Source organism: uncultured Nostoc sp. (assembly GCF_964245575.1).
In the GTDB taxonomy this organism is placed as follows: domain Bacteria; phylum Cyanobacteriota; class Cyanobacteriia; order Cyanobacteriales; family Nostocaceae; genus Nostoc.
In genome coordinates this window covers 1-21,536 of sequence record NZ_CAXTNP010000007.1, presented here as the reverse complement: position 1 = coordinate 21,536, position 21,536 = coordinate 1, and the positions used below count along the sequence as shown (strand labels likewise).

The 21,536-nt window shown below is 43.7% G+C and carries 22 protein-coding genes and 1 tRNA gene; 9 read left to right on the top strand and 14 right to left on the bottom strand.

The features are described 5' to 3' along the window. Positions 1 to 16 precede the first annotated feature (16 nt). The 3 genes from ACFFAP_RS02075 to ACFFAP_RS02065 all read right to left on the bottom strand — a co-directional run bounded on the left by ACFFAP_RS02075 (position 17) and on the right by ACFFAP_RS02065 (position 3,328). Positions 17 to 1,270, bottom strand: coding sequence for an MFS transporter (locus ACFFAP_RS02075; protein ID WP_375509666.1), 1,254 nt, complete (start codon positions 1,268 to 1,270; stop codon positions 17 to 19). Positions 1,271 to 1,547: 277 nt separating this feature from the next. Further along, positions 1,548 to 2,561: a glycosyltransferase family 2 protein gene (locus tag ACFFAP_RS02070; protein WP_375509665.1), complete on the bottom strand. Its 1,014-nt coding sequence runs from the start codon at positions 2,559 to 2,561 to the stop codon at positions 1,548 to 1,550. Positions 2,562 to 2,575: 14 nt separating this feature from the next. After that, entirely contained in the window at positions 2,576 to 3,328 is a 753-nt protein-coding gene (locus ACFFAP_RS02065; protein WP_375509664.1) for an NlpC/P60 family protein, read from the bottom strand. Positions 3,329 to 3,337: 9 nt separating this feature from the next. Here ACFFAP_RS02065 and ACFFAP_RS02060 point away from each other — a divergent pair, with 9 nt between their 5' ends. After that, positions 3,338 to 4,270, top strand: coding sequence for a serine hydrolase (locus ACFFAP_RS02060; protein ID WP_375509663.1), 933 nt, complete (start codon positions 3,338 to 3,340; stop codon positions 4,268 to 4,270). 178 nt (positions 4,271 to 4,448) lie between these two features. Here the strand turns inward: ACFFAP_RS02060 and ACFFAP_RS02055 are convergent, their stop codons facing one another. The 5 genes from ACFFAP_RS02055 to ACFFAP_RS02035 form a co-directional block, all read right to left on the bottom strand. Continuing rightward, positions 4,449 to 6,089 carry a metallophosphoesterase gene (locus ACFFAP_RS02055; RefSeq protein ID WP_375509662.1) on the bottom strand — a complete coding sequence of 547 codons (1,641 nt, stop codon included), beginning with the start codon at positions 6,087 to 6,089 and terminating at the stop codon, positions 4,449 to 4,451. A gap of 416 nt (positions 6,090 to 6,505) precedes the next feature. Further along, positions 6,506 to 6,579: transfer RNA gene (locus ACFFAP_RS02050), tRNA-Pro, on the bottom strand. Positions 6,580 to 6,629: 50 nt separating this feature from the next. Then, positions 6,630 to 6,995, bottom strand: coding sequence for a DUF1818 family protein (locus ACFFAP_RS02045; protein WP_375509661.1), 366 nt, complete (start codon positions 6,993 to 6,995; stop codon positions 6,630 to 6,632). Between the two features lie 80 nt (positions 6,996 to 7,075). After that, the gene (locus ACFFAP_RS02040) at positions 7,076 to 7,684 is read right to left on the bottom strand and encodes a hypothetical protein (RefSeq protein ID WP_375509660.1); all 609 of its coding nucleotides are present in this window, start codon (positions 7,682 to 7,684) and stop codon (positions 7,076 to 7,078) included. 23 nt (positions 7,685 to 7,707) lie between these two features. Next, positions 7,708 to 7,944, bottom strand: coding sequence for a DNA-directed RNA polymerase subunit omega (locus ACFFAP_RS02035; RefSeq protein ID WP_100900204.1), 237 nt, complete (start codon positions 7,942 to 7,944; stop codon positions 7,708 to 7,710). 157 nt (positions 7,945 to 8,101) lie between these two features. Here ACFFAP_RS02035 and ACFFAP_RS02030 point away from each other — a divergent pair, with 157 nt between their 5' ends. Beyond that, positions 8,102 to 8,521 (top strand): fasciclin domain-containing protein, encoded by a 420-nt coding sequence (locus tag ACFFAP_RS02030; RefSeq protein ID WP_375509659.1) that lies wholly within the window; start codon positions 8,102 to 8,104, stop codon positions 8,519 to 8,521. A gap of 112 nt (positions 8,522 to 8,633) precedes the next feature. On the opposite strand, the gene ACFFAP_RS02025 is transcribed toward ACFFAP_RS02030, so the two are convergent. Both ACFFAP_RS02025 and ACFFAP_RS02020 read right to left on the bottom strand, forming a co-directional pair. Beyond that, positions 8,634 to 10,100 (bottom strand): glycoside hydrolase family 13 protein, encoded by a 1,467-nt coding sequence (locus tag ACFFAP_RS02025; RefSeq protein WP_375509658.1) that lies wholly within the window; start codon positions 10,098 to 10,100, stop codon positions 8,634 to 8,636. A gap of 441 nt (positions 10,101 to 10,541) precedes the next feature. Further along, positions 10,542 to 10,937 (bottom strand): hypothetical protein, encoded by a 396-nt coding sequence (locus ACFFAP_RS02020; RefSeq protein WP_375509657.1) that lies wholly within the window; start codon positions 10,935 to 10,937, stop codon positions 10,542 to 10,544. 551 nt (positions 10,938 to 11,488) lie between these two features. Here ACFFAP_RS02020 and ACFFAP_RS02015 point away from each other — a divergent pair. The 3 genes from ACFFAP_RS02015 (at position 11,489) to ACFFAP_RS02005 (ending at position 15,458) form a co-directional block, all read left to right on the top strand. Continuing rightward, complete coding sequence (locus tag ACFFAP_RS02015; protein WP_375509656.1) at positions 11,489 to 12,415, top strand: NADP-dependent oxidoreductase; 927 nt, start codon at positions 11,489 to 11,491, stop codon at positions 12,413 to 12,415. 902 nt (positions 12,416 to 13,317) lie between these two features. After that, on the top strand, positions 13,318 to 15,045 hold the full coding sequence (locus ACFFAP_RS02010; protein ID WP_375509655.1) for a S8 family serine peptidase: 1,728 nt from the start codon (positions 13,318 to 13,320) through the stop codon (positions 15,043 to 15,045). Between the two features lie 113 nt (positions 15,046 to 15,158). Further along, positions 15,159 to 15,458 (top strand): hypothetical protein, encoded by a 300-nt coding sequence (locus tag ACFFAP_RS02005; protein ID WP_375509654.1) that lies wholly within the window; start codon positions 15,159 to 15,161, stop codon positions 15,456 to 15,458. A gap of 27 nt (positions 15,459 to 15,485) precedes the next feature. Here the strand turns inward: ACFFAP_RS02005 and ACFFAP_RS02000 are convergent, their stop codons facing one another. Further along, positions 15,486 to 15,611, bottom strand: coding sequence for a hypothetical protein (locus ACFFAP_RS02000; RefSeq protein ID WP_375509653.1), 126 nt, complete (start codon positions 15,609 to 15,611; stop codon positions 15,486 to 15,488). 102 nt (positions 15,612 to 15,713) lie between these two features. Between ACFFAP_RS02000 and ACFFAP_RS01995 the strand changes: the two genes are divergently transcribed. The 3 genes from ACFFAP_RS01995 (at position 15,714) to ACFFAP_RS01985 (ending at position 18,771) form a co-directional block, all read left to right on the top strand. Further along, entirely contained in the window at positions 15,714 to 17,003 is a 1,290-nt protein-coding gene (locus ACFFAP_RS01995; protein WP_375509652.1) for a glucose-1-phosphate adenylyltransferase, read from the top strand. A gap of 34 nt (positions 17,004 to 17,037) precedes the next feature. Next, the gene (locus tag ACFFAP_RS01990) at positions 17,038 to 17,586 is read left to right on the top strand and encodes an AAA family ATPase (RefSeq protein ID WP_375509651.1); all 549 of its coding nucleotides are present in this window, start codon (positions 17,038 to 17,040) and stop codon (positions 17,584 to 17,586) included. Between the two features lie 144 nt (positions 17,587 to 17,730). Beyond that, positions 17,731 to 18,771: a DnaJ C-terminal domain-containing protein gene (locus ACFFAP_RS01985; protein WP_375509650.1), complete on the top strand. Its 1,041-nt coding sequence runs from the start codon at positions 17,731 to 17,733 to the stop codon at positions 18,769 to 18,771. 45 nt (positions 18,772 to 18,816) lie between these two features. Here the strand turns inward: ACFFAP_RS01985 and ACFFAP_RS01980 are convergent, their stop codons facing one another. From ACFFAP_RS01980 to ACFFAP_RS01970, 3 genes are all read right to left on the bottom strand, one after another. Then, the gene (locus tag ACFFAP_RS01980; RefSeq protein ID WP_375509700.1) at positions 18,817 to 19,482 is read right to left on the bottom strand and encodes a glutathione S-transferase family protein; all 666 of its coding nucleotides are present in this window, start codon (positions 19,480 to 19,482) and stop codon (positions 18,817 to 18,819) included. Positions 19,483 to 19,531: 49 nt separating this feature from the next. Continuing rightward, a complete protein-coding gene (locus tag ACFFAP_RS01975) occupies positions 19,532 to 20,074 on the bottom strand; it encodes a peroxiredoxin family protein (protein WP_375509649.1) in 543 nt (180 codons plus the stop codon). Between the two features lie 332 nt (positions 20,075 to 20,406). Next, positions 20,407 to 21,018 carry a peroxiredoxin gene (locus tag ACFFAP_RS01970; RefSeq protein WP_322651784.1) on the bottom strand — a complete coding sequence of 204 codons (612 nt, stop codon included), beginning with the start codon at positions 21,016 to 21,018 and terminating at the stop codon, positions 20,407 to 20,409. A gap of 131 nt (positions 21,019 to 21,149) precedes the next feature. Here ACFFAP_RS01970 and ACFFAP_RS01965 point away from each other — a divergent pair. After that, on the top strand, positions 21,150 to 21,536 hold a 387-nt coding region (locus ACFFAP_RS01965; protein WP_375509648.1), incomplete at its 3' end, for a glycogen debranching enzyme N-terminal domain-containing protein.

Below are 21,536 nucleotides of genomic sequence, written 5' to 3'. Positions count from 1 at the left end.
AGTTAGGAGTGAGGAATTAAAGTTCCTCGCTCCTAACTTTTAGGTTGTTCAAGGCGTAGGCATCTGGAGCTAGACCTACTGCAAAGCGCAGGGAGTTGGATAAATTTTTGCTCGACTGGGTGAGGAAAAGGACAAGTGCAACAGAAGTGATCGCAGCACCGTAGCCAAACATATCGCGGTAGCCTACCTGTTCAGCGATGATACCCAGAAGAGGAGCAGCGATCGCAATTCCCAGGTCAAGTCCAGCTATGCATATAGCAAAAATTTGCCCCCGTTCTTGCGGCAGTGAGCGGTCTGCCATCATCGTAACCATCATGGAGATCAGTGTACCACCACCAGCACCTTCAGCGATCGCAGCCAGTAAGAAAAAGATTACGCTGTGAGCCTGCCACAGCAGTATTAACGCTAAAACGTAGCAAAAAATACCAAAGGTAATAAACAAACCACGACCAAAGCGATCGCTTGCCTTACCAGCAAACACTCTGATACTAAAACTAGAAATTGCCGAAGCTGTAAAAAACAGTCCGCCATTGAAGTCCACATCAGTGGATTTGAGGAACAACGACACAAAAGTATGTACAGCACCAAGGGACAAACCAACCAACAACATAACTATCGTTGGAACTTTTACCCGTGGACTGCTCAAAATTTGCCAAAAGTTGCGATCGTTTCCCTCTGTTTGCTGTTGTGTCTGCACTGGCGGATTCGTGACTTGTACAATCTCCAAGAGAGCGACAAAACCCAATTCGGCACAGAAGAGAAATAATATCCCGTAACCACTTGTAGCTTCCAAATACCCACCCAAGGCAGGGCCAATTGCTAAACCAAGGGGAGTTGCCAGAGTCATGTAACCAATGATTTCGCCACGAGTTTCGCCGGGAGCTAAATCTGCGATTAAGGCACTGTAGCCAGTGGTAAAAGCGGCAACACTAATGCCGTGAAAAATCCGCACCAGGATTAATAGCCCAATTGATTGGGTTGCCAAGTAACCAAAAGGTGCGATCGCAGCTACTATCGTACCAATCAACAAGACAATTTTTCGACCACGTTCATCGGCTAACCGTCCTAGCATCGGGCGAGATAGCAATAACCCGATGGCGAAACTGCCCATCACAATCCCAATCTCTTGCTTGCTTGCGCCTACATCATCAATGTAAAGCGGTAAAGTTGGTAAGAGCGAAGATATGCTCGACCAGAATAATAAACCTGCCGTAAATAAAATCAGCAGGTTGCGCCGCAGTTCGGTATCAAAGGTATTAAATGCTTTCAAAGTAGATGCAATTTAATGAGGTTTTTGTCATTTGTCATTTGTCCTTTGTCGTTTGTCTAGAGTCAACCAATATTTACCCTTAACTAAGTAGGTCGGCGTAAATAATTATTGTTGGGATAAGGCAGTTCTTGCTGGGAGCTATTAGCTGGGGGAGAAAGAGTTTGAGACTTATTTACTTTTATTCACACAGTTTAGTTTTATTGCACCAACTTACTTATTTACTAATGACCAATGACTAATGACTAATGACCAATGACCAATGACTACTATTGTTACTTTAGTTAACCTTTTTTGCTACCACCTCTCGCACGCGATAGATAGGGCGTCCTTGGGATTCATGGTATGTACGCATGAGCAATTCTGCCAAAAGACCGAAGCAAAACAACTGCACTCCAGTTAATAGGAGGAGAACCGCCAAAATCAGCAAAGGGCGATTGCCAATGTCCTCATGGAAAGCAAATTTAACGAACGTCAAGTGAATTCCGATCGCTGTCCCCGAAACCATTGAAATCAAGCCCAACAGCCCAAAAACATGCATCGGGCGGGTGAGGAATCTTTTCATAAACAGAATGGTTAACAAATCCATCAACACCCGGAATGTCCGCCAAATCCCATATTTACTGCGACCAAAGCGACGCGCGTGATGACGCACAGGTATTTCGGTGATTCTAGCTCCTTCAATGTACGCCAAAGCAGGTAAAAATCGGTGTAATTCCCCGTAGAGATTCATATCTGCCAACAGTTCTGCACGATAAGCTTTCAGCGAACAGCCATAGTCATGAATATTTACGCTAGTGGTGCGGCGAATTAGCCAATTGGCAATTTTGGAAGGAAGTAACCGATTTACAGCACCATCTTGGCGTTTTTGCCGCCAACCACTTACCAAATCGTAACCCTCATCCAGCTTTGCTAATAACATGGGGATATCAGCCGGGTCATTCTGGAGATCAGCATCTAAAGTGACGATCGCTTTCCCGACTGCATAATCAAACCCAGCAGCCATCGCCGCAGTTTGTCCGTAGTTGCGACGCAAAATCACCGCCTTTAAATCAGTGCGGATTTGCGCCTGTTCTTTGAGAAAATCCCCGGAACCATCTGTAGAACCATCATCCACACAAATAATTTCATAATTTATCTGACTAGAAGATAAAGTAGATGCGATCGCTTCTAGTAAAAGCGGCAAACTTTCCACCTCGTCATGTATCGGTAGCACCACTGAAACATCTGGGACAATTGCTGAAATCACCCCATTCTCCTCAGTTAACCCTTGATAAACCAACCCACTCCTCATAAGCCTCAGCGCCCTCAGCGTCTCTGTGGTTCGTAACTCTTAAAAACTCTACCAGCACCTCGCACCTGCTGATAGTACGACTGACTAACCGCATCTCCCTGTTCCGAGAGAACATCAATCCCAATACCATCCCGTCCCTGCTCTTTCCCAGAACTATGGATGTAATAACCATCCGCCAAATAAAGCCCGACATGGGTTGCTTTTTGGCTAGTTCCAAAAAAGACCAAATCCCCGGCTGTTAATTCTGCAATAGTAATTGGTTGAGTGAATCCTTCCTGCTGATAGGCATCTCTAGGTAGCCAAATACCCACCGAAGCAAACGCCGCCTGCATCAACCCAGAACAGTCATAATTTGGCCCAACCGTACCACCCCAAAGGTAATAATTTGATTGTTGCATCGCTTTTTGGGTAAAGGCGATAATCTCTGCTAGCAGTTTTTTAATCTCAGATTCCGAAAATGTTGCAGCCTGATAAGGTACAGTAGCAGATTGTAATGAATCAAAATCTGAAAGCGATATCCATCCCGGATAGTCATCTTCACACAAATACACCTCAACCGCAGAATTTTGATGATTTGATGTTACCCACAAATGTCGCCCAGATGCGGCTTGAGTTGCCAAGCGTGTACATTCAGGAGAATCATATAAATTCAGGTCAGCTAAACACTGATACTCCCCTGATTTTGGACTTCGGCTTGGCTCAGTCGAACAATTTTGGACTTCGGCTTGGCTCAGTCGAACGATTTTGGATTTTAGATTAAAGGACATGATTCGAGAATGATTTTTTTTAATAAAGACGAACAACTCGAAAATGTTGGTAATGGCATTTTAGATGCAACTTGGGCAGCATTTCCAACTTTAGCCCGTAATCAAATTGCCCTGACTTGGGTTGTTTACGATCCACCAGTGTTAGTAAATACTGGTGGGGCGCTGACTCCCAAGGCTTTTTGGGATCATCCAGTTCGTGGTTTCACTTATCGCGGTGTTGAGCGGATTTATCCTGCGAGTGTAGTCAAGCTATTTTACCTAGTGACGGTAAACGAATGGCTAGAAAAAGGGATGACTCACACTTCCAAAGAGTTGGAGCGAGCTTTGCGCGATATGATTGTGGATTCCAGCAATGATGCTACCAGCTTGGTTGTGGATATTCTGACCGGTACCACATCAGGGCCAGAATTACCAACTGGGCCTTTTGAAACCTGGAAATATCAGCGTAATATTGTTAACCGCTATTACCAATCCTTGGGTTGGGAAGAAATGGAGACGATTAACGTCTGTCAAAAAACTTGGGGTGATGGCCCCTATGGACGAGAACGGGCGTTTGTGGGAGAGTTACTGGAAAATCGCAATATGTTGACAACAAATGCGATCACCAGGTTACTGCATAGTATTGTAGGTGGAGTGGCGGTTTCAAGTGGGCGATCGCAAGCAATGATGGCTTTGCTCAAACGGACTCTCAACGATTTGCCCACTGACAGAGACGAAGATCAGGTAACAGGTTTTTTAGGCGGCGGACTCCCTGAAAATGCTCAAATTTGGTCAAAAGCAGGTTGGACAAGTCAAGTTCACCATGATGCCGCGTATATCGAGCTACCAGAACAGCGCCCTTACCTCTTAGTGGTATTTACTGAAGGCAAAGCGCAGGCTAAGAGTCGGGCTATTTTGCCCTTTGTTTCTAAGCTAGTTGCCGAAGCGATCGCTAGTCTATAATCTACTCCTGTGAACTTAAGTGAAATTGGCGGTTAGAAACCGCACCTAAACTGGCATTGCCCACCTCCGTGGGTTCAAACCCTCAATTTTTTCTTAGTCCGCGGAGGCGGACTTTGTTTGTGTAGCTGCGTTCTACGCAGTGTGCCGCAGGCAATTCCCTTCACTCCTGCTATTTCAACTATTTCAACTTAAATTCATCAAACTTTAATACTTCCGAATCAGGCTTACGAGTATCAAAACGATAACTACTTATCGTACCTGTCCCTGTATCAAAGATACTGAAAACCGTGATATCATTACTCGCAATATAAGGCATCGGCTTTGCATCTTCGCCCAGCATAGGAGCAATTGTTGGCACTATCGGTTCTAACCCATTAGGATCACCAAGTTTAACATAATCCTCTTGATATCCAATTGGCACTTCTCGCTTTCTATCACCCCAAGCAGCGCCGTAAGTATTGCCCACATTAGATGTTTCTAGAAAGTGCATTCCACTGGGACTAACAAAGCGGTTCCACAAATGGGAATGCCCATAGAATACCAATTGCACATTAGCTGCTTCAAGTATTGGGACAACATCGCGGATAATGTAATCTGCGGATTTTGGGTACTCATAACGCACTGCTTTTATATTATTATCATCCCGTTCAATTATCTGTACTGGGTCTGTATAAGCAGGAACTATATTATCACCCAGAGTGTGCGGCGGATGATGGAACATTACAACTTTGTATTTTGCTTGTTTAAACTCAGGGCTATTAAGTTCTGTCTCTAGCCAATTATATTGCTTGCTGCCTTTAGCAATTGGCTCATAAATCACCTGTCCATAACCCCAATCTTCAGGATTATTTAAATCCTTTTCTGCTTCTCGATATCTACCCTTATACTTTCCATTTAAACTGGGAGTCCGCCACATATTCGTAATGTACAGTACCACCAAACGCACATCACCAAAACTGACTGCATAATATCTTTTTCCACCTTCTTTACTTTTTGGTAAAGAGAAAATCTCTTCGTAGGTATTAGTATTAAAAGAATTATCTATTAAAGATTTGTCCTGGGAGATTTTTTGAGCAACTGTACGGGGAATTGTATCATCAAATTCACCATCTAAACTTTCCATCCTGGCAAATCGCCCCATTACCTCATGATTACCAATACAAGTAAACATGGGTGCATGTTGAATTATTTGTCCACCAGTGTAGGTTGTCTTAACACCGTCGTGCGTCATTTCATATTTAGCACGACCTTGTAAACCCGGAAACAACGCACCACCACTATTATTATCAAACCATTCTGAGGCGCGATCACTGACATTGACCAAATCACCGGCAAACCACACTCCATCAACCCGTCCAACTGTTTCTACCACCTTTTGCAGATTTGCAGATGTCATCGGCTTTAACTGATGGTCAGAGGTGAGTAAAATTTTTAGTAGTGTATCCTGTTTTGGAGTAGCTGCGAGGCTAAAAACATCACTGCTAACAGTTTCGCCGTCTTCTCGCACACTCGTAATGCGATAATTTACCCGCAAACCAGGAGTTAACCCAGTCACCTCAGCCTCATGTCGCCAAATATCGCGCCAGACGGGTTTTTGATAAACTTGTCCATCTTTGGTTTGGTTTGCAACTCTTGAGTGTTGGTCTTCACGAGTGCGACTGAGTTTGATAGTATTTGCCTTAGCTGTTTGTTTAAGATTTTCACCGTAGGTTACTGTATGATTAACACCAGCAAACTCAGTAAACCAAACTACTTGCACTGAGGTTTCAGTTGGCAGTTGTAAAAATGGGTCGGTGAGTAATTGGGGTGCTGATGTCATAATTCTTTGCCCAAATGAACGCACAGTTAACAGAGTAAAGCATATAACAAGCACAAGCATAGCCACCGAGAAAATTTTACGGCTGCTTTTGCGTCTGAGCATGAGTAACACACCAAGTTTTTTAGGGAATTCACCGACTAAACGCAATTTTATTATTACTCGCTTCCCGCTACAAGTTTACCTATAGCGTTTCTCGTTTATATGCAATACACCCTGACCTCTCGTGTTTTAGGAAAGAAGCTTTAGTATTTTACTCCCCAACGCTAGTAGGGCTACGGTGTACACACAAGTCTTTTTTGAGCCAATGAGTGAAGTTTTGGAATGATTTTGTGCTAAGAATTTGCTATCATCTCGTAGACATAATTGAAAAACCTGCCAATCTTTTGAAAAGACTAGCAGGCATGGCTTATCATTAATCGGAGCGGCGGGATTCGAACCCACGACCTCCACTACCCCAAAGTGGCGCGCTACCAAGCTGCGCTACGCCCCGGTCAGAATCACTATCATACAGCAAAACTTTAGGATAAGCAAGAGGCTAATTTAAAACACCTTAAGCATCCCAGTCGCTTGCAGCAAATCGGGAACAGCAGAAGCATCCCATTTACCTTCTACACATCGCCCTGTATTCAAGATGAAGCGGAGAGTGTAAGCATGAGGATAGCCTTCTACCTCCATCCATAATAAATCGCTTTCGGCTTCACAAGCAATTTTTTCCTCTTCCATTAATTCTGTTGCGAGTTGCTTCATCGTGTCTGCTAACTGTGCTAGTAGACGGCAAAAATCATTCAACTCGGCTTCGGTTAACTCAATAGCCCAATCATCTGTACCGACTAAACCTTTAAATTCAGTTTTCTCGGGGTTCTGGCCTATACGCCAGCCAAATCCGGTTTTTAGAAGGCGTTCCATAGCTTAGTTTTTTAAACGCAGAGGGACGCTGAGGTTTAACGCAGAGGGACGCTGAGGAAGATTTTGAACTCTGGGTTTGGTCATTTTAGTAGTTCAGCACCTCCGCGTTGGGGTGGCTGTGGGGTAGTTGATGTATTAGGACTGGGTGTGTTGTTGGAGCTAGGGGGTGGGGTATTTTGAGAAGTAGGATTAAATATATTGACTAAGACTTGGACTAAGGCATCTCGCTGGCTGCGGGTGAGACGAGTGATGGCTTTGCGATCGCCTTCTATAGGATTTTCCCGTAGTGTTTCGTTGCCTGGATAGCTAGTATCATACATAATTTCGTTCGCACCCAGGTAATCAGCTAAAGTCAGCTTCCAATCCAAGCGATAAATTGGGGCCCGCCCTTTGGTATAAATGTGATATGTAATCAGGCGACTTACTAAGGTGTTGTTTTCGGCAACTTGACCATTTTCTTTGCTGATATACTTATTTTCCCGTGGGAAATCTGGCAATTGCTGGTACACTAACTGCCAAACATCGCTAGGTGTGATTCTTTGAGCATCAGCAGGTTGGATACTAAATAAAGTTGTATATAGCGATTTGCCCGCCCCTGAACCCAAAACGAATACACCCACTACCATTAAAGCAGTGAGTGTCTGCCAGGGTTTGAGTAGGGGTTGAATGAACGATAAATTTTTGCTCATCCTACCTTCTCTAAAGCCTTTTTTTATAGTTCGCCAATAATTTCTGGCTGAGTCAATTCATCGGACATTTCGATAATTGCCCTTAGCACTGGCTTCATCATCGCATCTTCGTTATTTTCAAAGTCTTCATAACGCCGACGTTTAGCACGATTTGCCACCTGAACCGTAATGCGGTAACGATTTGAGGCTGCACTAATCAGCTCCTCAGAACGGTGCATAATCTGAGACTGAGTTGTCTCGAACTTAGAACGCTTTAGCATAATCAGTGGTTCTTGGGGTCATTCCCCAGTGTAGCAGTACTGATAAATCTGCTGCTGTGTATTTAATCGCTAGCAACCTCTCTGTTGATAGAGGCTAAGAGCTTTCTAATCAATATAAGTTACTTATAATACTACCTGACTAAAGTCACACACCCTTATGGCTGACCTCGTGGAAACTGCTATCAACGCGGGAAACTTCAATACCCTGGTGAAGGCTGCTGAAGCTGCAAATTTCATAGAAACTCTAAAAAGTCCTGGTTCCTTCACGCTATTTGCACCAACTGACGAAGCTTTTGCCAATCTGCCGGAGGGAACCTTAGACTCGCTACTACAAGATATCCCCAAGCTCCAGAAAATTGTCGCATATCATATCGCTAGTGGGGATGTTCGCTCTGATGATTTGGTACAGATTAATGAGGCAGAGACGCTTGAAGGGTCAATTGTCGCCATTGAATCTGCCAACGGTAAATTTAAGGTAAATAACGCCAATGTCATCAAAACAGACATTTTGACAGACAATGGCGTGATCCATATTATTGATGCGGTGTTGATGCCTGCAATGGTGGCAGGGAAATAAGGGCATTGGGCATGGGGTACTTGTACTGAGCGAAGTCGTTGGTGCAGCCTCTCGTAGAGAAGTATTGGGCATTGGTTATTCTCCTTGTCCCCTAGTCCCCAGTCCCCAGTCCCTAATCCCCAGTCCCCAGAATACAGCCACTGCGTGAGGGAAGAGTTAATGACAACTGCTGAGTTTCTCCTTCACCATTCCACTCAACTTCGGCAGTACCATATAACAGCTTGTTGGGTTGAGTACGCAAACTGCCGATATCTGTATTCGCTGTGGCCGAACTTGTACCAGCATTGACGGCAATTATCAATTCCTCTGTCCCTAAAGTTCGCGCAAAGATATAAATTTGTCCTTGAGCATGGAGGACTTGGTAATCACCTGTACGCAAGGCTGGGTATGTGTGGCGCAGAGCAATTAATTGACGATGAGTATTGAAAATTTCTTGATTCCAATTACTCTCTAAAGGAAAACCACGACGTGAGTCTGGATCTATTGCACCAGGTAAGCCAACTTCATCACCATAGTAAATGCTGGGCGCACCGGGAAAGGTGAGTAGCAGTAAAGTTGACAATTCGATACTACCTATATCACCGCCTGCAATACTCATCAATCGGGCTGTATCATGACTTGCTAGCAAATTGAGTTGAGTTAGCTGAATTTCCCAAGGGTAAAGTTGCAGTACTTCTTGAATTTTGGTGGCGTACTCGGTAGCAAATAAGGGTGGGTAGGGTTGATAGTCGCGGCTTTGGACTTGTTCTAAGACTACGCGATCGCCTGCCGCAAAGGCAATTGTCGGCCCAGCAAATAGATAATTCATCACGCCGTCAAATTGTGTTCCATCCAACCACTCGCGGGAATCTCCCCAGACTTCGCCGACAATGTAAGCTTCGGGATTGACTGCTTTGACGCGATCGCGGAATTCCTGCCAAAATCCAGGAGTTTTTATTTCAAATGGTACATCTAATCGCCAACCATCGATGCCGAATTTAAGCCAATATTCGGCAATTTCCATAATGTATTCCCGCACTTCTGGATTGTCGTGGTTAAATTCTGGTAAGGCACGATTTCCTGCCCAACCCACGTAATTTGCAGGGAATTCCCCATTGTATGCTGAAAGGGGCCAGCCTTCAATTTTGAACCAATTTACCCAAGGTGAATGTGGGCCATTCTCTAAAACGTCATGGAAGAAGAAAAAACCACGGCTGGAATGGTTAAACACGCCATCGAGAACAACTTTGATATTTCGTTGATGGGCTGCATCTAGCAATTCTTTAAAAGCCTCATTGCCCCCCAGCATCGGGTCAACTTGATAATAATCGTGGGTATGATAGCGATGATTGCTAGCGGATTGAAAAATGGGTGTGAAGTAAATCGCATTAATTCCCAAATCCTGGATGTAGTCTAAACCCTCCATGATGCCCCATAAGTCGCCGCCTTTATAACCTTGGAGTGTTGGCATAGAGTCCCAATCTTCCCAACGGGCTTCCTGCAATAACCGTTTGCGCGGCTTTTTGCTTCTAGCAAAGCGATCTGGGAAGATTTGGTAGAAAATTGCGTGTTTTACCCAGTCTGGTGTTTGAATTTGCATGAATAACTTTTTGTACCTTCAGAAGCGATCGTTGCAAATATTAGCTTCTTTATGGCTCTTACTTATGATAGAAAATCTGTCATTTATCAGTAGTCATTAGCAACTTGGATTAAGTAGGCAAGAATAAATCAAACTTAAGACTTACGCACTGTACAAATTCATCATGGTATGCATTGACTAAAATAGGTCGTTTCAGGGTTTTATTAATCATTCTTTGATCGTAAATACACCCGCGCTATAGGGGCACAGCATTGCTATGCCCCTACGAAAGATGTGGTTTTTCAAATCATCCATATTTAGCCTTTCCTGTCAATGTGTAAGTCCTAAAACTATGTTACGCAATGTAAAATTAATTAAATTGGCTCATAGTCAGCAGCTCCAGCCCGGAAAATCGGGCTGAAACCCTTACGGAACAGGAATTACGAATTACGCAAAGCGGTACTAGGTGGTTTTTGCATTTTCATCTGATACCTGCGCTGCCCTAGCTTTCAAGCGGCTCGAGCTGATTTTGCGAATACGTTCGCTATTACGAACACCACCCCCCATCTCATATTCGCGGCTGTTTTTGCCGTATTTTATGGCAACCACCATTAGCATCTTTTCTGAAAGAGTGCTTAAGTTTTTTTCCATTTCTTCAATCTCAGCTTGAGAAGAGTCAATCACTGACAGAGCGGTATTATAACTATCAAGTTTTGTACGTAACTGCTCAATTGATGCAATGAGTTTTTCTATATTATTATCATCATCAAATTTGATGCTTGGAACAATCGATTTCAGTCCAGAGGATCCTAACTCCGCTTTTTCTAGAATGCGGGAGGTACGTTTTCTCCGAGACATAGATTTACTCCTTTAAGATGGTTCTAGAGCTAGATTGCCTCAATTCAACTGGATTCCGGTTCAGCAAAACTCGCAGTTTTTTCAATAAAATTTTCAAGCTATAGCAGTAATTTTTCGGAATTTAATTACTAGATGTTGGCATTTATAGAAATAATATGTTTAATCTTGATAAAAGCTTAAAGGTAGACCGCTCCCGCTTAAAGGTAGACCGCTCCCACTTGAAGGTAGACCGCTCCCGCTTGAATGTAGAGCGCTCCCGCTTGTTGGAGAGTGCGTAGACGCAAAGCAATTTATTAGTAAATATTGCTGCGTAGGCAAAACCTAACAGGCGATCGCACTTTGCCCAAGTGATTGCTCAAGGTCGTAAGGGAATATTACCCCCTTCGATTCCCATTGCTTTTCAAGTTGTTGCTTGAGAGGGGGAGTGAAAAGTTACTATAGAAGAGTTAAAAAGTAAGTATGGGGTTTCCATATGTCGGTAAGCGCCGCAGATTCTTATGAGTGATGAGCCAATTCTGCCATATCCATTGAATTAAGCAGGGGCGAGGAAAATGAAAGCAATAGTAATCAAAGAATACGGCAATGATGACGTTCTAAATTATGCTGATGTCGAACGCCCAAAGCCGAAGGCGGACGAAGTTTTAGTGAAAGTTCACGTCGCGGGGGTTAATCCGGTTGACTGGAAAATCCGTAACGGTTTGGGCGAAAGGCTCGGTTTGAAACTACCCATCATGCTCGGCGGCGAGATTGCTGGAACAATCGAAAGAATTGGCGATGATGTCAGAGCTTTCAAAGAAGGCGATGCGGTTTACGGTATCATCCGCTCTGGAGGTTTCGCCGAATACGCGGTTGCCAATATGGGGGATATTGCGTCTAAACCCCAAAGTCTCGATTTCGAGAACGCGGCGGCGGTTCCACTCGGCGCGTTGACCGCATGGCAGGCAATTTTTGATTTAGCCCATCTCAGCAGTGGGCAAAGAATTTTGATAACCGGCGCCTCAGGCGGAGTCGGTTCGCTGGCTGTTCAACTTGCCAAAGCAAAAGGCGCATACGTCATCGGTACGGCTTCGGGACGCAATGAAGAGTTCGTCAGAGATTTAGGCGCGGATGAATTCGTTGATTACACGAAGCAAAACTTTGAAGAAGTCGTTAAAGACGTTGATGTCGTCTTCGATGCGGTCGGCGGCGACACGTTTGAAAGAGCGTTCCAAACTTTGAAAAAAGGTGGCTTTCTGGTAACGTCAGTGGAGTTTCCGTCCGAAGAAAAAGCGCAGGAATTTGGCGTCAAGTCCGCACGGGTCTATTGCAAGCCAAACGCAAAACAATTAGCTCCCATCAGCGCATTGGTTGACGAAGGCAGATTAAAAGCGCACGTCGCAACCGTTTTGCCGCTCGTAGAAGTGAAAAAGGCATTCCAACTTTCTGAAAGTGGGCGCACACGCGGCAAAATTGTTTTGCAAATTGGAGCGGCTCAGTAAGGCTCACACCCCGGTGCTGTGAATGGTGGCGGGCAAATGGAGGACGTTTGAGCAAGATAATGCATATAAAGATCAAGAATTTATTCCCAGTGTAAAATTCCTACCCTACAGCAAACATTTTTTCCCTCAATCAAAGACTGGATAAGCAATAGATGCTCGTTTATTTATTATTGTCGGCTTTTGGTATCCTCCAGGTCGTTTCGCCTCAAAAGAGTCCATTTGTCCGATACTGACGCAGTAGGTTTCGCACAAATGACAAGCTAACCTTAAATCTTTGAGCCAACTGGCGTTAAGAGCCTTCTTTTGCAACATAAGCCATAATCACACGCTCACGTAAATCCTTTGAGTAAGATACTGGCATCTATTCAAACAATGCTATATTTTCAGTCTACCTGAGTCTGTGGTTCAATTACCTGAAAATTGCTGTAATGGGGTCATCCGCTTTACCTTTGTCGTAAGCGTAGGTTGGGGAGCCACTGCGTTGGACGGGAACACCTGCTTGTTCGCGCAGCGTCTTTAACAGGAGAAGCAAGTGGCGTTTGAGGAACAAAACCCAATATTTGATCCTTGCTCATGTTGGGTTTTACTGCCGTACCCCTACGGGGATCTTGCTACAACCCAACTTACATTGATAGATTTTATTATAAGTAATCACCTGAACTTGATATAGGACTCATATTTGATTTTTGAAAAAAAACTCAGTACACCTTTATTCCTTCTTCCCAGTCCCCAGTCCCCAGTCCCTACGAGTAATTCACCGAATCAAATCGGATTGCTATATAACATAGTCGCATCAAATAATAAACGCTAAAAAACTACATTGTCTGCATCAATGCTAGAGTGACTTATCTTGTTAAAATCACTATTTTACTTTCAGAAAAGGAATTGAATTTGAGGTAAAAATGAGGCACGAAAAACTTTCTCCTGGATTACTTTTGGCATTTCAAGACTATCAAAGTGAAGGAGAGCAAGCTTTAGTTACACACAAGCGATCGCTTGGTATTATTGCCCACAAAAGCCCAGTCAAGCCCACTAAGAGCGTCGTTTTTATCTACTGCGACCATGATGCAGACTTAAGTTATCTATCACAATATAATATTGAAGTCAATCAAACCTCTGGAAGTGTGCGGACGGCTTTTTTACCGATAGAGAGTTTAAAAGTCTTATCTGAAGAAGATATTATCCAACGCATTAAGCCATCACGCAAACTTCATTTGAGGATGGACACTGCACTAGAAACAGTTAAATTGCCGGAGTTCAAGAATAAAACCGGACTGACTGGTAAAGGAGTAATCATCGGCATTATAGACAGTGGCATTGATCCGAAACACCCCGCCTTTGCCGGACGAATTTTACACATTTGGGATCAAACAATGCCAGGGCCAGGAGTGACGGAAGGCCGCTATGGGGCTGAATTGACGGGAGCGCAACTGACAATTTCTCAGGATACTGACGGTCATGGTACTCATGTTGCGGGAATTGCCGCCGGTGCCGATGCTAGATATGGCGGTGTCGCACCAGAAGCGGAATTAGTTGTCGTCAGGTCAGATTTACAGGATGCCCACATTGCTGATAGTGTGCGTTACATTTTCCGAGTTGCTAGAGAGTTGGGACGCCCCGCAGTGCTGAATCTCAGCGTTGGTGGACACGCTGATGCTCATGATGGTAGTGATTCTTTATCCAAAGTTATTGATGCTGAAACTGGCCCTGGAAGAATTGTTTGCTGTGCTGCGGGTAACGAAGGGAACGATAACATTCATGGAGAAGCGACGATACCTTGTGGATGTACTCATAGTATGCGCTTTAATGTTCCTTTTAATCAAATAAGCATAGTTTGGTTAAACGGTTGGTATTCCAAAGACAGCGAATTGGAAGTGTCGCTGCGAAGTCCTAATGGTTTTGTCACCCCCTTCCAAAAAATAATTACTGAGGGTAATGCCGCACAAGATTATCAATTACCAGATGCACGGGTGCAATTAGCGACACCAGCGCCAGATAAAGCCAACGGCGATCATAATTTCTTTGTGCAAATACGCGGTATTGAACCCTCGCCAGTCATAGGAGGTATTTGGCAGCTGCGAGTCCGTAACTGTTCTTCAACTGACACATGTTTGAATGTGTGGACATTAGATGACAGTTCATCAGTGTTTTTCACAGGTAAAAGTGTGAAAGATGCGGTAAAAATTGGTTCGCCGGGAGCCGCCAGCAGTGCAATTACAGTTGCTGCCTATACTACTAAAACCAAGTACACAGATATTGATAACAAAGAGCAAGAAATGGGGTTAGAATTGCATACTATTTCGGAGTTCAGTAGTGAAGGCCCACTACGGAATAATGGACACAAGCCTGATGTAGCAGCACCAGGAGCGATGATTATTTCCACCCTTTCCGCCGATGCAAATTTTGACCGCTCGTCGATGATTAATTCCAAGTTTGTGGTACGGGCTGGTACGAGTATGGCGACACCGTTCGTTAGTGGGTTAGTGGCACTGCTGTTGCAGCGCGATCCTAACCTTGATCCGGCTGCGGTGAAAGACTTGCTACGTAAAAATAGTGCTATTCCCGGAAAACCCCCAGGCACATTTGATGAGAAATGGGGTTATGGAGTGATTAACGCTTTAAATCTGTAATTAGACTGAGAAAGGTGGATATTATTTCTGTACAAGGGTAGGCAATAAAAACCTATAAATTTGATAAGTTAGGATAGGCAATTTTTGCCTGCCCTTTTACCAAGAAATTACTGATGAATTATCAGAAACTAGATGCCGCTCTTGCTACAGCGCTAAATGATGTTCAAAATTCAGAAGAACCGAGTTTGACGGTTTTCATTCATACTGAACCAATTTTAGGCTCTGCTGCAACTGCTGTTTTAGAAAGTTTAGGGGTTAGTGGTGTTACCAGTGGCAAAGATATTTTCACGGCTACAGTGTCAGCAAATGCTATTTCCCAGTTGTCAGAGCAACCTTGGGTGAAATATTTGAAGCGATCGCAGCAATTGCGTTTGGGAAATCAGAGCAAAAGTTTAGGTAGCTTCAGTGTTTGATATGATTTTCTAAAAATAATTCTTTGTTTATTTGCTGGGTATAGCGATCGCCAAAGGAGTTGGCGCAGCGATCGCCTCCCCATTGCTCATACCAATTAATACAAATGTTCTATTTATCTCCTTATCAGCCGCACTATCTATCACCAACAGCATTCTGTAAAATTCATCCTTGAGAATATTTGCTCCCCCCTTACCTGTGGTGGCAGACAGTCCTAAACTGAATATGAGAGTTGAAAGGCAGTCGGGAGAAATTTTGTGAAAAAAGTTTTATCAATCATTCTTGGTGGTGGCGCGGGTACTCGGCTTTACCCACTAACCAAACTCCGCGCTAAACCAGCAGTACCAGTAGCGGGGAAATACCGCCTAATCGATATCCCTGTTAGTAACTGCATCAATTCCGAAATATTCAAAATCTACGTCCTGACACAATTCAACTCAGCTTCCCTGAATCGTCACATCGCCCGTACCTATAACTTTACTGGCTTCAATGAAGGCTTTGTGGAAGTGTTAGCAGCACAACAAACCCCAGAAAACCCGAACTGGTTCCAAGGTACAGCCGATGCTGTGCGTCAGTATCTGTGGTTAATGGAAGAATGGGATGTAGAAGAATATTTAATTCTCTCAGGCGATCACCTCTACCGCATGGATTATCGCCAGTTTATCCACCGCCATAGGGAAACGGGGGCTGATATTACTCTCTCAGTCATCCCCATTGATGAGCGCCGCGCCTCAGATTTTGGCTTGATGAAAATTGACGATTCTGGTAGGGTAATCGATTTTAGCGAAAAACCCAAAGGTGAAGCGTTACTCCAAATGCAAGTTGATACAAGTGTACTGGGATTATCAAAAGAACAAGCCCAGCAACAGCCCTACATCGCTTCAATGGGGATTTATGTCTTTAAAAAAGAGGTTTTGTTCAAGTTGTTGAGAGAAGGTATAGAAAGGACTGATTTCGGTAAAGAAATTATTCCTGATGCCTCTAAAGATTACAACGTTCAAGCTTACCTTTTTGATGACTACTGGGAAGATATTGGAACAATCGAAGCATTTTACCATGCCAATTTAGCCCTAACTCAGCAGCCTCAGCCACCTTTTAGTTTTTACGATGAAAAGGCACCAATTTATACCCGTGCCCGCTACTTACCTCCAAGTAAACTATTAGATTGCCAGGTAACAGAATCAATTATCGGCGAAGGTTGTATTTTGAAAAATTGCCGCATTCAACATTCAGTGTTGGGAGTGCGATCGCGAATTGAATCTGGCTGCCTCATCGAAGAATCTTTGCTCATGGGTGCAGATTTTTACCAAGCTTCTGTAGAACGCCAATCCAACGTAGAACAAGGTGACATTCCTGTAGGTATTGGTGCTGACTCGATTATTCGCGGTGCCATCATCGATAAAAACGCCAGTATCGGTCACGATGTCAAAATTATCAATAAAGATAACGTGCAAGAAGCTGACCGCGAAAGTCAAGGTTTCTATATCCGCAGTGGGATCGTCGTTGTGCTGAAAAATGCTGTAATTCCCGATGGAACCATCATTTAATAGTTAGGAGTTAGGAGTTAGGAGTTAGGAGTTAATGAATAAAAATTATGATTACTCCTCACTTCTCACTTTTAATTCTTCACTCCTAACTTCTCACTCCTCACTTTTTTTGTTGATTGGCCTTCCAGGTAGCGGGAAGTCAACTTTGGCAAGACAATTACTGACAGAATGCCCCCAGATGCCACTGATTTCTACGGATGGCATCCGGGGGCAACTGTTTGGTTCCCAAGCCATTCAGGGGCCGTGGCTGCTGATTTGGCAAGAAGTAGAACGGCAATTTCAGCAAGCTATTTCTACAAAGAATACAGCTATTTTCGATGCCACCAATGCCCAGCGCCGCCATCGTCGTGAAGTCATTGCTTTAGCCCGTGACTTGGGCTTTACACACATTACGGGAATTTGGGTGGATACGCCTGTTTGGCTGTGTCTAGCACGTAATAAAAGGCGATCACGCCAGGTTCCTGAAGAAATCATGTTGCGGATGCACCGTCAACTCCGAGATGCTCCCCCAAGTCTGGAAGAAGGACTAGACAGGCTGATCCGCTTATCAGAAAAATCGGAGTACGGAAATTGCGATCGCTAGTTGAGCGAGAACCACACTTGAATTTCTATATTCTTTGTTAATTTAAAGTCAGATTCTCTTTGCTTGGCACTATACCCAGTAAAGTAACATCTTTTATCTTACAAAAAAACATAACAGGAATTTCTATAGGAGGCTGGTAGATAGATGGCTGCAACCGACTTCAAAGACTATTACGCAATTTTGGGAGTTAGTAAGAATGCCACTCAAGATGAGATTAAGCAAGCCTTTCGTAAACTAGCCCGTAAATATCACCCTGATGTCAACCCAAATAACAAACAGGCAGAAGCACGCTTTAAAGAAGTTAGCGAAGCCTACGAAGTTGTGTCAGATGTAGATAAACGCAAAAAATACGACCAATTCGGTCAATATTGGAAACAAGCTGGTGAAGGTTTCCCATCTGGCGGCGCTGGTGTTGATATGGGTGGCTTTGACTTCAGTCAATACGGAAATTTTGATGAGTTCATTAATGAGTTGCTAGGACGCTTTGGTGGTGCTACCCCTCGCGGTGGGCGACAAAGTTACTCACAACAAAATAATTACTCACAAAATAATTACTCACAAAATTACTCTTACCGCAGTTCTACAGGTACGACGAGTGGTTTTAGCGGCTTTAACGATTATGGGTTTGGTGATGCAAGTACAGGTACTTCCCAAGATAGTGAAGCTGCGATCAGTTTAACTTTTGCTGAAGCATTTAATGGTGTGCAAAAGCGCTTTAGTTTAGGTAACGAAACAATTGATGTTCGTATCCCATCTGGCGCTAAACCTGGTACTCGTCTGCGCGTGCGGGGCAAAGGTCAAATCAACCCAATGACTCAACAACGAGGGGATTTATACTTAAAAGTAGAATTTCAGCCGCACTCGTTCTTCCAAATGGAAGGCGATAACTTGGTATGCGAAGTGGCAATCACGCCAGATGAAGCTACCTTGGGAGCATCAATAGATGTACCCACTCCCGATGGTTTAGTTAATGTCAAGCTACCAGCAGGAGTGCGTTCTGGTCAATCGCTGCGTTTACGTGGCAAAGGTTGGCCCCTCGCCAAGGGTGGACGTGGTGATCAGCTGGTGAAGGTGGCGATCGCACCACCAAAAGACCTCAGCCAGCAAGAGCGAGAATATTATGAAAAAATCCGGGCTATACGTACTTATAATCCCCGCAGTCATTTACAGCAAGTCAAGCTCTGAAAATTTAGCTTTGTAGAGGCGGTAAATTTACCGTTTCTACATTGACTAGTTATGAATTTGCTGCGTGTTTCTCGCTACTATGATTGACTTAAACGCTTCCATTGCCTCTGGTGTAGCCTCAGTAACTTGCCATGTTGTCCGTGCAGCTAATCGGTCGTGCCAAGCATTCAGCTTTGGATAATCACTTAAGGAAATGCCTATTTCCGGCAACCATATTACTACAGTTCCAGCCACAACCTCAGCTAGAGTTAGGTTTTGACTACCAAAGTAAGGGCGATCGTCAAGTAAATTTTCCAAAAAGTTCAGCACTGTTGAAATTTTTTGCTTTGCCTGCTCGATTTTTTCGGGATTTTCCCCAGGTAAGCCTAATATCTGAGGTAAAAAGGTGGTGGTTGCTGGCAAAAGCTCATTCACCGTTACCAGTTGTACCATGCGTGCGATCGCTAAATCTTTGGCATCTTTAGGCAACATCGCAGGTGTGGGATATTTTGCCTCTAAATAGTCCAGAATTGCCAAAGATTCCACTACCTTAAAGCCATCATCCACCAAAGCCGGAATGTGATGGAAGGGGCTAATTGCCAAAAACTCTGGTTTAAACTGCTCCCCATCCAGTTTTATCTCTATTAATTCAAACTCAAGTCCTTTTTCCAGCAGAGTAATCCAGACGCGGCGGGAGTTAGGAGAAATCGACGAATGATAAAGGGTCAGCACCATAAAACCTCACAATTTTATGAGTAGGGTGGGCATTGCCATTTACACCTTACACTTTATTGAATTGTTCTAACAAAGTTTCAACACTAGCATTGTGATCCAAAAAAGAAAATAAATGCCAGTAGCGGAGTTTGCCTTCTTTATCTAATACAAACTGGGCTGGTAAAGGCGCTCCCAGTGCTTGTCCTACTTGATAGTTACGAAAAATACGACAACTGGGATCACTTAATAACGGCATTTGTAAACCTAAATCCCTCACAACTATTTGACTCTGCCGTTCATCAGTACTAGTAACCATTAAAACTTCTATACCGCGATTTTTAAACTCCTCGTATTTTTCATTTAAAGCTTTTATGTGAGGAAAACAAAAGGGGCAATATTGTTTTTCAGTAAAGATGCGAGTTAAGGCGAGTAGCACTGGTTGCTTGCCTTTATAATCAGACAATTTTACTAAAGTTCCGTTGGTAATATCTGGCAGTTGAAAGTCTGGCGTTCCTACTCCTAATCTGAGTTTATTTGTCGCTGGAACTGGTAAAAAATTGCGGAAGAATCGCTCATTTAATAAACCATTAAAATCAGTTGAAGTAAGCATAATATCGTTTGGGATTTAGGATTTTAGATTGTCAAAGAGTTATACCAATTCGCAATTTGCAATTGAAAAATTTAGATGCAGCAAAGCAATCCCTGCTTACATCTGTTGCCTTATTTTAGAGAATTGGTATTATTTAGTAATCATTTTTGGCATTTTATCTGTCACAACCATTGTTTAGATTGGTATATTTTTAACAATGATTATTTAAATACCATTTTATTAAAAAACCACAGATAGATATCGAGGTTGACACTGTTTAATGTGTATCTCTGTTTATCTGTGGTTTTCGTTGATTTCAACTCCAACAGGATGGATTAGATAGCTAGCGAAACTTAGACAGCAGAGAAGTAGACTTTAGACTTGACTGGATCAGGATTCATTGTCTTGTCACCAGGTTGCCAACCAGCTGGGCAAACTTCATCGGGGTGAGACTGAACATACTGAATTGCTTGCAGTGTCCGCAAGGTTTCATCAACGCTGCGACCAAAAGCGAGATTGTTGATGGTGGCGTGCTGTATGATACCATCTTTATCTATGATGAACAGACCACGCAAAGCAATGCCTGCTGCTGGATCAAGAACGTTGTAAGCGGCGCTAATCTCTTTTTTGATGTCGGAGACTAAAGGATAATTCAGGTCGCCGACGCCACCAGACTTACGATCTGTTTGAATCCAAGCGAGGTGGGAGAATTCACTATCAACAGAAGCCCCAAGGACTTCAGTATTGATTTTCTTGAATTCTTCGTAGCGATCGCTAAATGCTGTGATTTCAGTGGGACAAACAAAGGTAAAGTCTAGTGGGTAGAAAAACAGGATGACATACTTACCGCGATAATCGGAAAGTTTGATTGTCTTAAATTCTTGATCTACCACAGCCGTTGCTGTGAAATCGGGAGCTTGTTGACCAACGCGGAGGCTTCCTTCGGTTCCGTAAGTAAGGGACATTAACCTAATTCTCCTTTATCGGTTTAGTAGCGTTGGAATCTGGGTCAAGTAAAACTCACCCATCCACGCTCTCACAGTTTAATTACGATCTGTTACGAATATATCATACTCATAACGATTTTGAGTAGCAAATGCTTGATTTAGATACAAGAGAATGGTTGCTTACCAATGGCTTAGGAAGTTTTGCCAGTGGTACAATTTCGGATGTCCGCACGCGTACTTATCACGGTTGGCTGTTTGCCGCTACAAACCCTCCTTGTGAGCGGACTCTGCTGTTTTCGCACCTAGAAGCTAGCTTGGAAGTATTAGGGAGCGTTGTCGCACTAGGGACAAATTTTTGGGGTAACGGTCAGATTGAGCCGACAGGCTACGAACTGCTACGCTGTTTTGATATTAACCCAGTTCCAAAATGGATTTGGGGTCAAGATAACTGGGAGTTAACTAGACAATTGCTGATGCCCTATGGTTTGGTGGGGACTGGAGGCTGGGGAACTCGGGGCCCCCACGGAGTGGGGATT